Origin of the sequence: Agrobacterium sp. CNPSo 3708 (assembly GCF_028674915.1) — a bacterium.
Taxonomy (GTDB): Bacteria; Pseudomonadota; Alphaproteobacteria; order Rhizobiales; family Rhizobiaceae; genus Agrobacterium; species Agrobacterium cavarae.
Genome location: NZ_JAQZSF010000003.1, coordinates 198,918 through 215,707, shown reverse-complemented (window position 1 = coordinate 215,707; position 16,790 = coordinate 198,918). Strand labels below are relative to the sequence as shown.

Annotated in this window: 15 protein-coding genes; 11 read left to right on the top strand and 4 right to left on the bottom strand. The window is 59.1% G+C overall.

Annotated elements, in window-relative coordinates:
* Positions 1–14 precede the first annotated feature (14 nt).
* Positions 15–1,667 (top strand): Na/Pi cotransporter family protein, encoded by a 1,653-nt coding sequence (locus PVA19_RS08545; protein ID WP_113271439.1) that lies wholly within the window; start codon positions 15–17, stop codon positions 1,665–1,667.
* A 180-nt stretch (positions 1,668–1,847) separates the two neighbouring features.
* Here the strand turns inward: PVA19_RS08545 and PVA19_RS08540 are convergent, their stop codons facing one another.
* Positions 1,848–2,123: a hypothetical protein gene (locus PVA19_RS08540; RefSeq protein ID WP_062440259.1), complete on the bottom strand. Its 276-nt coding sequence runs from the start codon at positions 2,121–2,123 to the stop codon at positions 1,848–1,850.
* Positions 2,124–2,309: 186 nt separating this feature from the next.
* On the opposite strand from PVA19_RS08540, the gene hemF reads away from it, so the two are divergent.
* The 7 genes from hemF (at position 2,310) to PVA19_RS08505 (ending at position 9,177) form a co-directional block, all read left to right on the top strand.
* On the top strand, positions 2,310–3,221 hold the full coding sequence (gene hemF / locus PVA19_RS08535) for an oxygen-dependent coproporphyrinogen oxidase (RefSeq protein ID WP_062426376.1): 912 nt from the start codon (positions 2,310–2,312) through the stop codon (positions 3,219–3,221).
* A gap of 132 nt (positions 3,222–3,353) precedes the next feature.
* Complete coding sequence (locus tag PVA19_RS08530; protein WP_113225204.1) at positions 3,354–3,620, top strand: hypothetical protein; 267 nt, start codon at positions 3,354–3,356, stop codon at positions 3,618–3,620.
* 140 nt (positions 3,621–3,760) lie between these two features.
* Positions 3,761–4,492 (top strand): helix-turn-helix transcriptional regulator, encoded by a 732-nt coding sequence (locus PVA19_RS08525; RefSeq protein WP_062598695.1) that lies wholly within the window; start codon positions 3,761–3,763, stop codon positions 4,490–4,492.
* Between the two features lie 448 nt (positions 4,493–4,940).
* Positions 4,941–6,728, top strand: a complete 1,788-nt coding sequence (locus PVA19_RS08520; protein ID WP_274102024.1) for a methyl-accepting chemotaxis protein — start codon at positions 4,941–4,943, stop codon at positions 6,726–6,728.
* A complete protein-coding gene (locus PVA19_RS08515; RefSeq protein WP_274102023.1) occupies positions 6,728–7,198 on the top strand; it encodes a chemotaxis protein CheW in 471 nt (156 codons plus the stop codon). The genes PVA19_RS08520 and PVA19_RS08515 overlap by 1 nt, the downstream gene beginning before the upstream one ends.
* Positions 7,199–7,333: 135 nt before the next feature.
* Positions 7,334–8,866: a putative bifunctional diguanylate cyclase/phosphodiesterase gene (locus PVA19_RS08510; RefSeq protein ID WP_274102022.1), complete on the top strand. Its 1,533-nt coding sequence runs from the start codon at positions 7,334–7,336 to the stop codon at positions 8,864–8,866.
* A gap of 122 nt (positions 8,867–8,988) precedes the next feature.
* Positions 8,989–9,177 carry a DUF1059 domain-containing protein gene (locus PVA19_RS08505; protein WP_274102021.1) on the top strand — a complete coding sequence of 63 codons (189 nt, stop codon included), beginning with the start codon at positions 8,989–8,991 and terminating at the stop codon, positions 9,175–9,177.
* 50 nt (positions 9,178–9,227) lie between these two features.
* Here PVA19_RS08505 and PVA19_RS08500 read toward each other — a convergent pair whose 3' ends face one another.
* The 3 genes from PVA19_RS08500 to PVA19_RS08490 are packed head-to-tail and all read right to left on the bottom strand — an operon-like array spanning position 9,228 to position 11,754.
* Positions 9,228–10,490, bottom strand: a complete 1,263-nt coding sequence (locus PVA19_RS08500; RefSeq protein ID WP_274102020.1) for a CCA tRNA nucleotidyltransferase — start codon at positions 10,488–10,490, stop codon at positions 9,228–9,230.
* Positions 10,487–11,134, bottom strand: a complete 648-nt coding sequence (locus PVA19_RS08495; RefSeq protein WP_113327816.1) for an NUDIX hydrolase — start codon at positions 11,132–11,134, stop codon at positions 10,487–10,489. Before PVA19_RS08495 ends, PVA19_RS08500 begins: the two co-directional genes overlap by 4 nt.
* Entirely contained in the window at positions 11,131–11,754 is a 624-nt protein-coding gene (locus tag PVA19_RS08490; RefSeq protein ID WP_274102018.1) for a DUF1285 domain-containing protein, read from the bottom strand. Before PVA19_RS08490 ends, PVA19_RS08495 begins: the two co-directional genes overlap by 4 nt.
* A 249-nt stretch (positions 11,755–12,003) precedes the next feature.
* Here PVA19_RS08490 and PVA19_RS08485 point away from each other — a divergent pair, with 249 nt between their 5' ends.
* Genes PVA19_RS08485 through PVA19_RS08475 form a run of 3 tightly spaced genes read left to right on the top strand, consistent with a single transcriptional unit; the run spans position 12,004 to position 16,787 of the window.
* On the top strand, positions 12,004–13,014 hold the full coding sequence (locus PVA19_RS08485; protein ID WP_062426366.1) for an AAA family ATPase: 1,011 nt from the start codon (positions 12,004–12,006) through the stop codon (positions 13,012–13,014).
* 48 nt (positions 13,015–13,062) lie between these two features.
* A complete protein-coding gene (locus PVA19_RS08480) occupies positions 13,063–13,983 on the top strand; it encodes a DUF58 domain-containing protein (RefSeq protein WP_062440233.1) in 921 nt (306 codons plus the stop codon).
* Complete coding sequence (locus tag PVA19_RS08475; RefSeq protein ID WP_274102016.1) at positions 13,980–16,787, top strand: DUF4159 domain-containing protein; 2,808 nt, start codon at positions 13,980–13,982, stop codon at positions 16,785–16,787. Before PVA19_RS08480 ends, PVA19_RS08475 begins: the two co-directional genes overlap by 4 nt.
* The last annotated feature ends 3 nt before the right edge of the window (positions 16,788–16,790 follow it).

Below are 16,790 nucleotides of genomic sequence, written 5' to 3'. Positions count from 1 at the left end.
AGGAGTGGCCGCTCATGGAATCCACCATCGTTATCGTCAATTTGCTCGGAGCGGTCGCGCTGCTGCTGTTCGGTCTGACGCAGGTCAAGGATGGCGTCACGCGAGCCTTCGGGCTGAAGCTTAGAACCATCCTTGCCACCAGCACCCGCAACGGGCCCCGCTCCTTCGTCTCCGGCTTCTTCGCGACCATCGCGCTCCAGAGTTCGACCGCCACAGCACTCACCGTCGCCTCCTTTGCCGAGCGTGATCTGATCCGCCCGCGCATGGCGCAGATCGTTCTCCTCGGCGCCAATGTCGGCACCGCCGTCACCGCCTGGATTTTCGCAACCGGTGTGGCATGGCTGTCGCCTCTCCTCATTCTGTCCGGCATCGTGCTGCGCAAGGGCAACTCCAATGCCCGTCAGGGTGGCGGCACGGCCCTCGTCGGTGTCGGGCTGATGCTGCTTTCGCTGCATCTCTTAAGCAACGCCACCGAGCCGATGCGCGCATCACCCGCACTCGGCGCCTTCATCGGCCTGCTCGACGATGCCTGGCCGGTTGCACTGCTTCTGTCGGCAGCCATGGCCTTCTTCTCCTCTTCCAGCCTTGCGATGGTCGTGCTGATCCTGTCGCTGGCTTCGGCCGGCATTCTGTCCACGGGGCTCATCATCGTTCTCGTTCTTGGCGCCAATCTCGGCGGGGCGATCCCGCCGGTCATTGCCACGATGAGCGGCCCTGCCGCCGCGCGGCGCATCACGCTCGGCAATCTCGTTATCCGTGCCATCGGCTGCGCCATCGCCATGCCGCTTGCCTCCTATGGCGCGATCGCGCTGCAACAACTGCCGCTGTCTGAAAGCATGCTGCCGGTGGATGCCCATCTGATCTTCAACATTCTGCTGACGATCGTTGCATGGCCGCTCTCAGGCTTCGTCTCCGATTTCATGGCTAAGGTCGTGCCAAGCGATGTGCAGAGCGATGATGGCCCGCGCTTTCTCGATAAGGATGCGCTCGATACGCCGGTCGTCGCGCTGGCCAATGCCACGCGCGAAGTTCTGGTCATCGGCGATACGATCGAGCGCATGCTGATCCGCGCCGAAAACGCCTTCAAGCACAACGACCTGGCACCGCTTGCCGAAATCGCAATGCTGGAAAAGAAGGTGGACCAGCTACAGCAGGAGGTGAAGATCTACCTCTCGCAGCTTGGCCGCAAGGGACTGGACGAAAATGATGCCCGCCGTTCGATCACGGTCATCGACTACGCCATCAATCTCGAACATATGGGCGATATCATCGAGAAAGGCCTGTGCGAGCAGATCCGCAAGAAGATCCTGAACGGCTTCAAGTTCTCCGATGAAGGCTATGACGAATTGAAAACGCTCTTCGACATGACCATCGAGAACCTGCGCGCCGCCCAAAGCATCTTCGTGACCGGCGACCTGTCGCTTGCCCGGCGGCTGATGGAAATCAAGATCGATATCCGCCGCCTCGAAAAGCGCTCCTCAGGCCGTCATCTGGAACGCCTGCGCGACGGCTTGATGGAGAGCCTGCAGACCAGCTCGCTGCATCTCGACATGCTGCGAGACCTGAAACGCATCAACGCCCATATCGTCTCGGTCGCGCATCCCATTCTGGATGAAAGCGGCATTCTGGGCGAGAGCCGCCTTCGCACCGCCGAGACGCGGGCGTAAGGGCTTGGCGGCAAGGTTTTTGGCGGACTCTGCCATCCGCGCCACCCATCGCCTTCATCCTCGGGCTTGACCCGAGGATCCATCTTTATCCAACGATCTCATGAGGGTGTAAATCCTCGGGTCAAGCCCGAGGATGACGGCACTGAGTGTGGACAGTCCCGGCAAAACAGCGACCGCCCCTCAGTCCGCCGAGGGCAAACGCCGCATGGTGAACTCGATCTGGTCGCCTTCCAGCTGCCGCCAGCTTTCCACTTCCGTCCAGTAAGCAGCCTTTGGATATTCCTCGAACCATTCTTTCGCCTTGGCACGGGCTTCGGCCCGCGTCATGCAGAATGTCTGGCGCACGAACATGCCGCTTTTCTGGTTTTTGGGTACGCCGCCATCGCGGTCGCGGCGGTGCGCGGCGATCCTGCGTTTCAAGCCTTCAAGCGGTGGCGGTCCGGTAAATTTCGTCATGCCAATACCTCTGATCCTCAAAAGATAGTGCGCGACTGCCCGCTTGGCGAGTCGAAATCGCATCCGCAACCCATGGCGATCACCTTTTGTTGGGACGTCATTTCCGTGCGCAAAACCGCTACACACTTCTGATGGAAATGCTCTAAATCGACAGAACAAAATCGAATCGCATGAAGGAGACCGGATATGGAACGCCCCGTTTTGCCAAAGGGCCTGCCGGACGACATCGAGGACAAGAAGGCGATCGCCAAAGCCTGGTTCGAGAGCCTGCGAGACACGATCGTCGCCTCCTTCGAGACCATCGAGGATGAGCTTCAGGGTCCGCTCTCCGATCAGCCGCCGGGACGCTTCGTTCAGAAGAAATGGCTGCGCGATGAAGGCCAAGGCGGCGGCGGCATCATGTCGATGATGGAAGGCCGGGTGTTCGAGAAAGTCGGCGTCCACACCTCTACCGTTCATGGCGAATTCTCGGAGGAATTCCGCAAGCAGATGCCGGGCGCCGACGAGGACCCAAGCTTCTGGGCGTCCGGCATTTCGCTGATCGCCCATCCGGTCAATCCCAATGTGCCAGCCGTGCACATGAACACACGCATGGTGGTGACGACCAGCCACTGGTTCGGTGGCGGCGCCGATCTGACGCCGGTCCTCAACCGTCGCCGCACCCAGGACGATCAGGATACGCAGCTCTTTCACCGCGTCTTCGAGATCACCTGCAACCGACACGCGGTCGCCGACTATCCGCGCTACAAGCAATGGTGCGATGAATATTTCTTCCTCAAGCATCGCAACGAGCCGCGCGGCATCGGCGGCATCTTCTTCGACTGGCTGCACCCGGATGAAGACAAGGGCGGCTGGAATGCCAATTTCGCCTTCGTTCAGGATGTCGGCCGCGCGTTCAACCTTGCCTACCCCAAGATCGTACGCGGCAATTTCAATCAGCCATGGACCGAAGAAGACCGTGACGAACAGCTGATTCGCCGTGGTCGCTACGTGGAATTCAATCTTCTCCACGATCGCGGCACGATTTTCGGCCTGAAGACCGGGGGCAATGTCGAGTCGATCCTGTCGTCTCTCCCGCCTGTCGTGCGCTGGCCTTAAAAAAAATCAAGCAATCACGAAAATTTTGATCGTCCTTCGCGTGAAGTGGCGGTTTTTTGAAAAATTGACCCTATCGCAAAAATCGGGCGGTGATAGTCTTTGAGGGCTAGATGGACTGGAGGAGCTATCGTCATGATTACTTCGAACAGCATGCCCATTTCTAACGTTGACGGCAAACAGCCGCGCATCATCCCCACATCAGAACTGATCGACCGGCTGGCCACGGAAATGCGCGAGACGGGAGATCGCGAACTGCCGCTGTCGTTCTATGTCGAGCAGGTGAAGCGCAAGCTGGCCAATGAAAACGCCGCCAATGACGACAAGGTGAATGAGAAGACTGGCCCTGCCGTTGCAACGTCCTCAGTCTTTGCTTGCTGGGCTTTGCCCGAGCAGGGTTGAAGATGACCGATATTTCTGGCGCGCCTCGCTCGCAGGTGCGGCGCGTCAGGATAACACCCCTCATAGTTTCAGCTTAAAATTTCATAGAAAATTAACATCCGCACCCCAGAAACTGGATTTCTGTTTCTAGGAGTTGCGATTTGCCATATTCACGCGCGCTTGCCCCGCAGGAGTTGTTAAACGAGGCCGTTGATCTGAGGTCGGTGCCGACCCGGCGTCATGTGGCACAACATCCTTTCATGGAGAGACTGCGCAAGGCCGTGCCGTTTGACTTCTTTGCTGTAGCGGGACTCGATTTGGACGGATATCGCTTCGGTAGCGGGTTCTCGATCGACACGGACGTGCCGCCGGCATTTCTTGATGCCTATTACGGCGACGATCTTCTGAAAGCCGACCCATTCGTTCAAGCCTCCGTAACGGCAACAGATGTCATCATCGACGAGAAGGTTTACGAGCAGGCAGCTCCACCGCAGCGGCTGATCTATCTTGCACGCACCTTCGGCGTTCTGAACCGGACGTTGTTTCCGATACGGCGGGGCGACGTTGTCTTCGGCGCAATAACCTTCTCGAGAGCGACGCCGTTCGATCAGGATGAAATCAGCTTCCTCAAGGAGCAGGCGGAAGTGACGCACCGCGTGATCACGCGTCCGATCATGGAAAAGTTCTCGGCTCAGACCCTGAAACTGAGCGAGGGCGAAATCGTCTGTCTACGATATGCCAGCCTTGGCAAGACGACGGATGATATCGCGAAATCGAGCGGCTATACGCCCGATACGGTGAACAGCTATATCAAGACGGCTATCCGCAAGCTTGGCGCAGACAATCGTGTTCACGCAATTGCCGAAGCCATCCGCCGCGGTCTGATCCATTAGGGCCGGTCGCGATCTGTCAGGCTCGCTCGCCCTGACTTAAGTCCTGTTTGATCGGACGGCGTTTTCGCCCCGCCAATTCTGCGCCGCTTATTTTATGTCTCTGCGTCAAGCGACAGCAGCGGCCCGAACACCGAAGTCGATTTCCGGAAAGCACCATGCGTAGATCAAAGAAGATAGAGTTTCCTTTGCGCATCCAATACTGCGCACGGCGCTCTATGAGCCACTTATTGGGCAAACCGCATAATTTATGAGCAAAAGCTCAATTGCGGATATTGGCATTAAGCCTTTGGCAACAATTGACCCCTAAAACTGGGGGCGACAGGACGAAAGTAGCTCTCAAAACAATTGGTCGCCCTGCCTGTATTGCGTTTAACAGCCGTGGCCAAACTGACCGAGATCGATAGGGATCAGGCACCCGAGCCTCCGGCAGATAGGGAGTGTCTTGAGAATGATGTCTTTGAGTTTCTCGAACGACGCCAAAGCCGTTTTGGCTGCAATGAGTAAATCGCAAGCGATTATCGAATTCGATATGACCGGCAAAATCCTGACGGCGAATGAGAATTTTTGTAAAGCGCTCGGCTATGAGCTGAGCGAAATCGTTGGCCAACACCACCGCATCTTCGTCGATCCGGCTGAAGCCGCCAGCGCAGATTACAGACAATTCTGGAGCGAACTCGCCGCCGGCAGGTTCGATCGCCGCCAATACAAACGGATCGCCAAAGGCGGAAAGGAAGTCTGGATCGAGGCATCCTACAATCCGGTGTCGCGCGGCGGCAAATTCTACAAGGTGGTCAAATTCGCAACCGACATCACCGAGCAGAAATTGAAGTCTGCCGAGGATGCAGGCAAGCTCGATGCTCTTTCCCGCTCGCAGGCCGTGATCGAGTTTACACCGACAGGCGAAATTCTGACAGCCAATCAGAACTTCCTGACGGTGCTCGGCTATCAGCTGGCCGAGATTAAGGGCAAACACCACTCCATGTTCTGCGACAAGGCCTATGTCGGCAGCAACGACTACCAGAATTTCTGGGCGCGCTTATCGGCAGGAGAATTTGTCGCAGACGAGTTTCTGCGCATCGGCAAGGGTGGCAGAAAGGTTCATATCCAAGCGTCCTATAATCCGATCTTGGACATGAACGGTAACGTCTTCAAAGTAGTCAAGTTCGCGACCGATGTCACGGCTCGCGTAGACAACGTGGACTTGCTTGCGGCGGCGCTACAGAGCGTCGCGGAAGGCGATCTGACACAGCAGCTTTCAACACCGTTCCTGCCGGCGCTTGAGAAACTCCGCACGGATTTCAACATTGCGGCCACGAAGCTCTGCTCAGCAATGGAAGCGGTGTCGGAGAACGCAAGCGCCATAGCGGCCGCGTCCCAGGAAATCCGATCTGCCTCTGACGATTTGTCCCGCCGGACGGAACAGCAGGCCGCGTCCGTCGAAGAAACGGCGGCGGCTCTTGAGGAAATAACCACGACCGGTTCGGATTCCAGCCAGCGCGCGCAGGAAGCAGGGCAGCTTGTCCGCAAGACGAAGGACAATGCAGAGCGTTCCGGTCTTGTGGTTCGCCAGGCCGTCGATGCAATGGGCAAGATTGAATCCTCTGCGTCCGAAATTGCCAATATTATTGGCGTCATCGATGAAATTGCCTTTCAAACCAACCTTCTGGCATTGAATGCCGGCGTTGAAGCGGCACGCGCCGGAGACGCAGGCAAGGGTTTTGCCGTCGTCGCGCAGGAAGTTCGCGAACTTGCGCAGCGCTCGGCGAAGGCCGCCAAGGAAATCAAAGGTCTAATCAGCGCCTCGAATGGACACGTCAAGAGCGGCGTGGCTCTTGTTGGCGAGACAGGAAAGGTCTTGGAGGAGATCGTCGGGCAGGTCGTCCACGTCGATGCGAATGTCGTCGCTATTGTCGAGGCCTCAAGGGAACAGGCGACAGGGCTGAAAGAAATCAACACCGCCGTCAACACGATTGATCAGGGTACGCAGCAAAATGCTGCCATGGTCGAAGAAACTTCAGCTGCGGCCCACAGCCTTGCAAAAGAGGCAGAAGCGCTCTTCCAGCTGTTGTCTCAGTTCAAGATCGGCTCAAACGCACCCGCGCGCCGTTCTATGCCAGTGCCTGTATCAGGCGCATCGCGTCCCGTGGCGTCCCAGCCCCGGCAGATGGTGGCAAAGATATCAAATGCTTTCCAAGGCAATGCCGCGATCAAGACTGAAAGTTGGGAGGAGTTCTGATGTCCAACCTTAGGCAAAACATGAACGGTCTGACGACACTCGATATCATCGCCTTCCAGCTTGGGGAGCAGACCTTCTGCATCGAAACGACCTCTGTTCGCGAGATCCGTGGATGGGCTTCCTCGACACCGCTACCGCATGCCTCGCCGGAAGTTCTCGGGATCATCAATCTCCGGGGCACGGTCATCCCGACGATCGATCTGTCGCGCAAACTCGGTATGCGCTCAGGCGAGACAACGGAAAGGAGCGCCATCGTCGTGGTAGAGGTGAGCGGCATGCCTTTAGGATTGGTGGTCGATCAGGTGACCGACATGCTGTCTGTTACCTCCGATCAATTGCAGCCGACACCGTCCGTCGCCAGCTCCTTCGATAGGTCCTGGTGCGCAGGCATCATTACCCACATATCGGGCATGATATGTTTTCTCGATCTCCACGCCATGTTTGCATCGAGTGATGCGCTGGCAGCTTGACGCGTCACCGCACGTGCCCAGGCAGAATGCCTTAACACGTCCGCAACGCATATTCGGCAATATACATAAACATTGGGAAGATGCATTCCCATACGACCGGCATGATGCCATTTCTCAGCGCGAGGCAGAAACGTCATGCCGTCCATGCATCCAAACCGTGCCGAATGGGAAGCGATCGTCTGGCTTCTCGCATTTGCGACCATCTATGGCGCTGCTATGTTTTTCAACGGCCACGAAGTTCTTGACGCGTTGTTCCGCGCTTATGAGGACTACAATCTTGACGAGATATTCACTGCGCTCAATATAGCTGGCGGGCTCGGTCTGATTTACTCGGTGCTTCGCATCAAGGACATGTCCAGGGAAATCCAACTGCGCGTAACGGCTGAGAAAAACGTAGACTGGATTGCCTGCCATGATCCGCTGACGGAGCTGCCGAACAGGAGGTTGCTGGAGATCGCCCTCTTAAAGCTTCTAACCCTATCTCACAGGCAACGAAGTGCGATCTTCAGTCTCGACCTGGACGGGTTCAAAAAGGTGAATGATCTTCTCGGCCACGAGCATGGAGACCAGGTGCTGAAGGTCGTGGCAAAACGGCTCTGTTCGATGTTCCCAGAAGACAATGTCTATCGGCTGGGTGGCGATGAATTTGTGGTGGTGGTCGAGAGAAAGGGCAATCAGGATCTGTCTGCCCTGGGAAAACGCATGGTTGTTGCGATCAGTAAACCCATAGCCATCAATGGCGCGACTGTTGAGATTGGTGCGAGCATTGGATTTGCTCGTATCCCGGAAGACAGCGCTTTCCCGGCAGAAGCCATCCAATACTCCGATTGCGCGATGTATGCGGCCAAGAAAATCGGCCGCAACATCGTCAAGGCCTTCGCGCCGGAAATGCAGGAAGAGTTGATCAAGAAAATTCAGATGGAAGCGGACCTGAAGCTTGCCATGAAGCTGGGGAAAATCCGCCCATACTATCAGCCACTGGTTGATCTGAAGACACAAGAGGTTGTTGGCTACGAGGCACTTGCCCGTTGGGAAAGAGAGCCTGGCAAATTCGTCTCCCCGTGCGAATTCATCCCTTTGGCGGAAAACGCTGGACTGATTGTGGAGCTGACCGACCAGTTATTCCGCATTGCCTGCCAGGATGCGTTATCATGGCCCCCTCACACCGTTCTGTCCTTCAATATCTCTCCGGTCCAGCTCAGCGACAGACTGCTTGGACTGCGTATTCTCAAGGTGCTTGACGAGGTCGGCCTTCCTGTGCATCGCCTGGAACTTGAGGTCACTGAGAGTGCTCTCATCAACGACGCCGAAACGGCGCGCCACGTTCTTGACGATCTTGTCAAATCCGGCATCAAAATCGCTCTGGATGACTTTGGGACGGGCTATTCCAGTCTTTCGCAGCTATCAAACTATCAGTTCAATAAAATCAAGATCGACAGAAGTTTTGTGGCATCATTCGAAGAATGCGACCGGCAGGAAAAAATCGTTCGGGCAATCATTGCGCTTGGGATCGGGCTCGGGGTTAAAATCACCGCAGAGGGCATCGAGGACGCATCACAGCTCCGGCGGCTTCAGGACCTCGGATGCGATATCGGTCAAGGCTACCTCCTTGGAAAACCTCGCCCCATCGAGGAAACGCTGGCGGTCTCTGAACGACAGATCGCTTGAGCCGATTGAGCATGGGATCAATCGGACGCACAACGCCAGGAACATAACCCTGTCGCGACCGTTTGAACGTCAGGCCGGTTGCAACAGTGACCCTGGCCGACAATCCATATAGGGAGGCTGTTATGAGACTTTTCGAATGTGGAACATTGGTGCCCGGTTGCGAATGGCACACCCGCGCCGATGAAGACGCCGAGGTCATACGCCGCAGCGTCGAGCACATGCGCCAGGCCCATGGCGAAACCATCATCCGCGAAAACATGGTCGAAAACATCAAGGCCCGTATTCGCGATCAAAACCAGGTCGAAGCCTGAGCTTCGACGCGCCCAATTACGCAGCACCCCGGACGTTGTCCGGGGTGACGTTATGAGCGCTGCTGCAGTTTCGTCCCCAGGCGTGCAAGCAACGTCTCACGGTCCGCTGCGAAGTTGCCATCCACCCACGCCGCTTCGAGTTCACCCAGAACCTCGCCCACCTGCGGACCGGGAGGAAGACCGGCCGCCAACACATCCGCACCGCTGAGTGGGAAAGAAGGCCTGTTGAACTTTTCGGCGCGCGTAAGCAAGGTGGAAAGCTTGGCAATTTTCTGCATCGAGGCCTCCCCCGCAGCTACGTCCGCTCTTGCAGAGGAAAGAGCAAGTTTTAGCCGCGTCTTCACGCCCTCGACGCCTTGTCGATAAAGGAGACGATCGAGTGCGGTCTCCGCGAGAGACGGATCGATCGCCGGGGCTTTCGCCCATTGATCGAGACGCGCCGCTTCGTTCTTGGACATGCGCAACCGGCTGGAAAGAGCCGCGACCCGCTCTGCATCGGGCGGGATGATGGAGGCAAGCCGTAGTATTGGGTCGGGCTTCCAGCCCAGTGCCTGCTCGGTTGCGACCAGACCGTGGATCGAGTCGATGCCCCACTTCTCCGTCTCGGGGAGGATTTGCGCCAAAACGCCGGCTTGCCGCATCCAGAGCAGTGCCCTCGATGGGTCGTCGGCGCCAAGCAGCTTCTTCATTTCGCTCCAGACCCGTTCGGCCGACAGCGTCGAAAGCTTGTCCTTGGCGCGCGCGCTCGCCCGCAGGCCATCCGCATCCGGGCGACCAGAGCCATAATAGGCAAAGAAGCGGAAGAAGCGCAGGATGCGCAGATGATCTTCGGCAATTCGTGTTGCCGCATCGCCGATGAAGCGAACGGTCTTGGTTTCGATATCGGCAAGTCCACCGATCAGGTCGATGACCTCGCCGGAGGCATCGGCATAAAGCGCATTGATGGTCAGGTCGCGGCGTTCGGCGTCCTCTTTCCAGTCTGTACCGAAAGCCACTTCCGCGTGACGTCCGTCGGTCGTGACATCGCGACGAAGCGTCGTTACCTCATAACCCTCGCCATCCACGACCAGCGTCACCGTGCCATGGTCGATACCCGTCGGCACCGCCTTGATACCGGCGTCTTTCGCCCGTTCCACCACGTCCTGCGGCGGCAGCGTCGTCGCCATGTCGATATCGCCGACCGGCAGTCCCATCAGCGCGTTGCGCACAGCCCCACCCACCACGCGCGCCTCGCCGCCATCGGCGTTCAGAAGCGAAAAAATCCGCTGAAGGCCGGGTTTGGAAAACCAGCTCTGCCCGGCAATGCCGCTCATGAATAAAACCTCTCGTAAATGCTGCGCACGATGCCCGCCGTAATGCCCCAAATGTAGCGTTCGCCATAGGGCATTTCGTAGAAAAACCGCTCTCTCCCCTGAAACATCCGGCTGCCACGACTGTGGTTGGCAGGGTTCATCAGGAACGACAATGGCACCTCGAACACCTCATCCACCTCCGCAGGGTTCGGCGTCAGTGTAAATCCAGGCCTGACCACAGCCAGAACCGGCTTGATGCGAAACCCCGTGCCGGAAATGTAATCAGGCATGCGCCCGACCGTCTCGATGAAACGGCGCGACATGCCGATTTCTTCTTCAGTCTCGCGCAATGCCGCCTCTTCCGGCGAGCGATCCTGCGCATCGATGCCGCCACCGGGAAAGGAAATCTGGCCGGAATGATTGCGCAACGTCTTGGTCCGCTGGGTAAAGATCACCCGCGCCTCGTCGCCGTCATCGATGACCGGAACCAGCACCGCCGCATCCTTCAGCCGGATACCATCGCCGGAAAGTCGCACACTCGGATTGAGAATATGGTCGCCGATATCCCGCGCGTCGCGATCCTCCCGCTCGGCAACACCCTCGCCATCCTCCAGGACCCGCCGCCGGAAGTCGGCAGCGGAAAATGCCATCAGTTCAGCTCTCATCGGGCAAGCGCTTCCAGCTCGTCCGCAGGCATGATCGGAAACACCTCTCCGCCGGAGCGCACGGAGAACATCGCCCGACCGTCGATATCGATCGCCTCCCCAAGCTCCACCAGATCATACATCACCGCACGCGACACCAAAGCCTCGAGGCGCCCACGCACGAGGATATAGGGCTTCAGCTCATTATTCTCGCCGTCCGTGGTGAAACGAAGGGGATGCTCAAGCCCGGCTTCGACCACATCACCAACATTTGTTCGGAAGGTCAAAAGCGGGGCGCCGTCCCTCTCGCCGACACTCATTTCGACGGCAATGAAAGGCGCATCGACGACCCGGATGCCGACCTTTTCCACCGGCGTGACGAGGTAGGTCTTGCCATCCTCATCCTTGCGCAAAACCGTTGAAAACAAACGCACAAGCGGGGCTCTGCCGATCGGCGTCCCCATATAGAACCATGTCCCATCGGCGCGGATTTCCATGTCGAGATCACCACAGAAAGGCGGGTTCCATTTCTCCACGGGGGCCGGTCCCCGGGGCTTATCGCCCATCTGCTCGCTGGCACGCGAAATCAATGCCGCAAGCCCTGCCGCATCCGTTGCCGCATTAATCCTGTCATCTGCCATATTCGAGCCCTGCTTTGCCAATTATGCAATAAAGGAACATGGGTAACGAGATAGTCACTTAAAGGATGCTTGTCAGCGGTTTGCGTGGCAATAAGCTATAGGCAGCGCCAAATCCCTCCTGTATTCCAATAGGAAGGTTGAACGTCAGAGTTTGTCAGGGATAAGTGGAAACCGGTTATCCCGAAGAGACAAACGGCAACAAAGAATCGATTCTAGGAACCGCTGCGGCGGGGTTTTGAGGAGAGCCATATGGGCGTTATGAACACCACCGAAACCCTCGACGAAAAGGCGATCGTCGCCGCTGCGGAAAAGGCGCTGGCCGATATTGCCGCCATTCGCGGCGAAGTTTCCAAGGTCATTTTCGGTCAGGAAAAAGTGGTGCAGAACACGCTTCTCGCCATTCTCTCCGGCGGCCACGCGCTGCTCGTCGGCGTGCCGGGTCTGGCAAAGACCAAGCTCGTCACCACGCTCGGCACGGTGCTGGGGCTTGATGCTAACCGCATTCAGTTCACCCCCGACCTGATGCCCTCCGATATTCTCGGCTCCGAAGTCATGGATCAGGATGAGAGCGGCCGTCGCTCCTTCCGCTTCATCAAGGGACCGATCTTCGGCCAGTTGCTGATGGCCGACGAGATCAACCGTGCCAGCCCGCGCACCCAATCGGCGCTGCTGCAGTCCATGCAGGAGTATCACATCACGGTGGCCGGCCAGCGTTACGATCTGCCCAAGCCCTTCCATGTGCTCGCAACCCAGAACCCCTTGGAACAGGAAGGCACCTATCCGCTTCCCGAAGCGCAGCTCGACCGCTTCCTGCTGCAGGTGGATGTCGATTATCCGGAACTTGCCGCCGAACGCCAGATCCTTCTCGACACCACCGGAACGGCATCGGCCGAAGCACGCCGCATGATCGAGTCCGAGCGGCTGATCGAAATCCAGACCCTGATCCGCCAGATGCCTGTGAGCGACAAGGTGGTGGATGCGATCCTCTCGCTCGTCCGCTCTGCCCGCCCAGGCCAGGGCAACAAGCTGACCGACAAGAATGTCGCATGGGGTCCAGGCCCGCGTGCCGGACAATCTCTGATGCTGACGGCCCGCGCCCGCGCGCTCTACGAAGGCCGTTTGGCGCCCTCGCTCGACGATATCTATGCGCTGGCAGAACCCGTACTGGAACACCGCATGGCCCTGACCTTTGCCGCACGCGCCGAGGGAATGTCGGTACGTGACGTGATTGCCGGCCTCGTAGAGCACGCCAAGAACTAAGCCGTCACCGAAGAAGACGACGGTCTTTAGAAACAGACAGGAGCGCATGTGGCATCCATCGGCCAGATCGTAGAGCAGACATCGGGCAGCGACGTGCTGGCCCGTGCGCGCCAGCGCGCCGCTCTGGTACCGGATTGCATGGTCGAAGCCCGGCGCATCGCCAACACCGTGACCGCCGGCTGGCACGGCCGCCGCAAGCGCGGGATCGGCGAAAACTTCTGGCAGTTCCGCCCCTATGCCGATGGTGAAAGCCTGTCGCGCATCGATTGGCGTCGCTCCGCCCGCGACGATCATACCTATGTGCGCGATCGCGAATGGGAAGCCGCTCACACGATCTGGCTCTGGGCGGATCTGTCGCCCTCCATGATGTATAAATCGACGCTGGGAACCGTCTCCAAGGAAAGCCGCGCGCTCGTCCTGCTGCTGGCACTGGCGGAGATCCTCGCCCGTTCCGGTGAGCGCATCGGCTGCCCCGGCATCATGGAACCGGTCTCCGCCCGTAACGCCGCAGAACGGCTGGCCAATGCCATCATGCACGCACCCGCAACCACCGGCCTTCCCGATACCAGCATGATCCGTGGCGCCAGCGACATCGTCCTGATCGGCGATTTTCTCGATGATGCGACCACGATCATGGAGCGGCTCTCGCCGCTGGCACGCCGTGGTCTTGGCGGTCACGTGGTGGAGATTGCCGATCCGGCGGAAGAGGTGTTTCCCTATAGCGGGCGCACGGAATTTTCAGATCCCGAAACGGGTGAGAAGCTGACGTCCGGCCGGGCGGAAACGATCCGCGAGGATTACACCCGCGCCTATTTCGCCCGTCGCGAGGCGCTTTCCTCGTCGCTGCGCCGGCTTGGCTGGAACTTCATTTTCCACCGCACCGACCATCTGGCATCCGAAGCGCTGGTCGCCATGCACATGTATCTCTCCGGCTCACCGGCTGGCGGGCGAAACGGAGACCGCCCATGAGCGCGCTCCCTTTCGTCTTCACCAGCCCCTATATTCTTTTCGGCCTGCTCGCTTTGCCCGCCATCTGGTGGTTGCTGCGCCTCACGCCACCGCGCCCGAAGGCGGAAGTCTTTCCGCCCCTGCGTATTCTCGCAACGGTTCTGAAGCGCGAGGAAACACCATCGAAAAGCCCCTGGTGGCTGACACTGTTGCGCATGCTGCTTGCCGCTGCCGTCATCCTTGCGCTTGCCGATCCGGTCATCAATCCGCGCAACAACACGCTGGCGGGAAGCGGCCCGCTGGTGCTGATCGTCGACAATAGCTGGGCTGCCGCCCCGGATTGGGAGCGCCGCGTCAGAACCGCAGAAGCCTTGATCGGCGATGCGGAGCGCGCCGAGCGCCCCGTGTCTATCACCTTCACCGCGGACCGCGAGCATGATGCCGAGCCCGGCACGACGGCAGCCGCATTGGAAAAGCTCGCTGCCGCCAAGCCACAACCGCTAGTGCCGGACCGTGTTCGCGCGGCCGAGTCCATCATCGAGGCGATGAACGGCACCGCGCCCGGTACGCTTGCCTATATCACCGATGGTGTCGCCACGCCGGAAGACCGAGCGGCACTAAGCAGCCTTGCCAGCCTGCAGGCCTCCGAGTTCCGCGTGATCGAAGGCGATGGTCAGCAGGTTGCCGCGATTACCGGCGCGGAAAACGGCGCCGACACCATGACGGTGTCCCTCTCTCGCCTCAGCACAAGTGGGGCAGCCAACTACACGATCAATGCGCAGGATTCTCAGGGACGTATTCTCGCCAGCGACGGCGCAAGCTTTGCGCCCGGTGCTGCTGAAACCACCGCGAAGATCAATGCGCCGTTCGAGCTGCGCAATGTTTTCGCCCGTCTCTCTATCGACCGGCTGTCCACCGCTGGTGCGGTCCATCTTCTGGATGACGGTTTCCGCCGCCGTCGCGTGGCGCTTCTCGCCGGTGAGACCGGCAATGATTTCCAGCCGCTCCTTCAGCCGCTCTATTATATCAGCCGCGCCCTGCAGCCCTATGTGGATCTGGTGCCGCAGCAGCAGCCCGATCTGGCCGTCGCCATTCCCGAATTGTTGCAGACCAACCCTTCCGTCATCGTCATGGCCGATATCGGCCGCTTGCCGCAGGAAACCTATGCGCCGCTGGAACGCTGGCTCTCGCGTGGCGGCACGCTGATCCGCTTCGCCGGTCCACGCCTTGCCGCCGCACCGGCTGACGATCCGCTGGTGCCGGTGACCTTGCGCCAGGGCGAACGCGCGCTCGGCGGCGCTTTGTCCTGGGCCGAGCCGCAGCCGCTGGCGGACTTCCCCAATTTTGGTCCCTTTGCCGGCATGCCGCGCGCCGAAGGCGTCCACATCAATCGCCAGGTTCTCGCCGAACCGACGCCCGATCTTGCGGAGCGCACCTGGGCAAGCCTTGCCGATGGCACGCCGCTGGTGACCACGCGCACGGTCGATGCCGGCCGCATTGTGCTCTTCCATGTCAGCGCCGAAGCAAGCTGGTCGGACCTGCCCATCTCCGGCCACTTCGTCGAGATGCTGCGCCGGATCGTTCAGCAGTCGCAGGTCGGCGGCTCTTCGGCGTCTGCGAATGCGCCGGCCGCTGCCTTGCCGCCTTATCGCGTGTTGACCGCTACCGGATCGCTCTCACCCGATATTGGCGCCGCCCGGCCGCTTGAAGCGCGCCCCGGTCAAGCGCCGCGCGCTAGTTTCGACAATCCGCCCGGCCTCTACGGCACGGAAACCGGCTTCGTTGCCTTGAACCTGCTGCCACCTGGAGCGACGCTTCGCCCGATCGACACGTCACTAGCCGGCACGCCCGTCGCTACCGAAGGTCTTGTCGGCGAAGCGGCAACGTCGCTGCGCCCTGCTCTCTTCATCGCGGCTCTTCTCATGCTCTTTGCCGATAGCCTGATCATCCTTTTCATGAATGGTGCATTTTCCAGGATGCCGCGCGCACGCTCATCTGCAGCCGCGATCCTCATTGCAGCATTCTCCGCCTTCGCCCTGCTGACGCCCAATCCGGTTCATGCCAATGACGCCAAGCCGGGTGATGAAGAAATCCTCAACCGTCTCGACACTACCCATCTTGCCTATGTGAAAACCGGCGAGGATGATGTCGATCGGGTTTCCCAACAGGGATTGCAAGGGCTGACCGAGTTCATGACGTGGCGCACGACCCTGGAACCGGGTGCGCCGATCGGGCTCGATATCGCCAAGGACGAGCTCTCCTTTTATCCGATCATCTACTGGCCGATTTCCGCCACAGCACCCATGCCGTCGACGGCGGCCATTTCCCGCATCGATGCCTATATGCGCGCCGGTGGCACGGTGCTCTTCGATACGCGCGACCAGTTTTCGTCGTTGAACAGTGGTACCAGCGCCAACGGCCAGCGGCTCCAGGAAATCCTCGCCAATGTCGATATTCCGCCGCTGGAACCCGTGCCGCAGGACCATGTCGTTACACGCTCCTTCTATCTGCTGAAGAATTTCCCAGGCCGCTACACCGGCAGCCCGCTGTGGGTCGAGTCGCGCCAGGATGCGGCTAAAACCACCTCCGGCATTTCGTCTTCGGGCGATGGCGTGTCGCCGATCATCATCACCGGCAACGATTTCGCCGGTGCCTGGGCGGTGGATGACAACGGCGCGCCGGTGCTGCCAACCGTGCCGCCAGACGAGATGCAGCGCGAATATGCCTACCGCGCCGGCGTCAACATCATGATGTATATGCTGACCGGAAACTATAAGGCCGATCAGGTGCATGTGCCCGATATTCTCCAGAGACTGGGGCAGTAACGC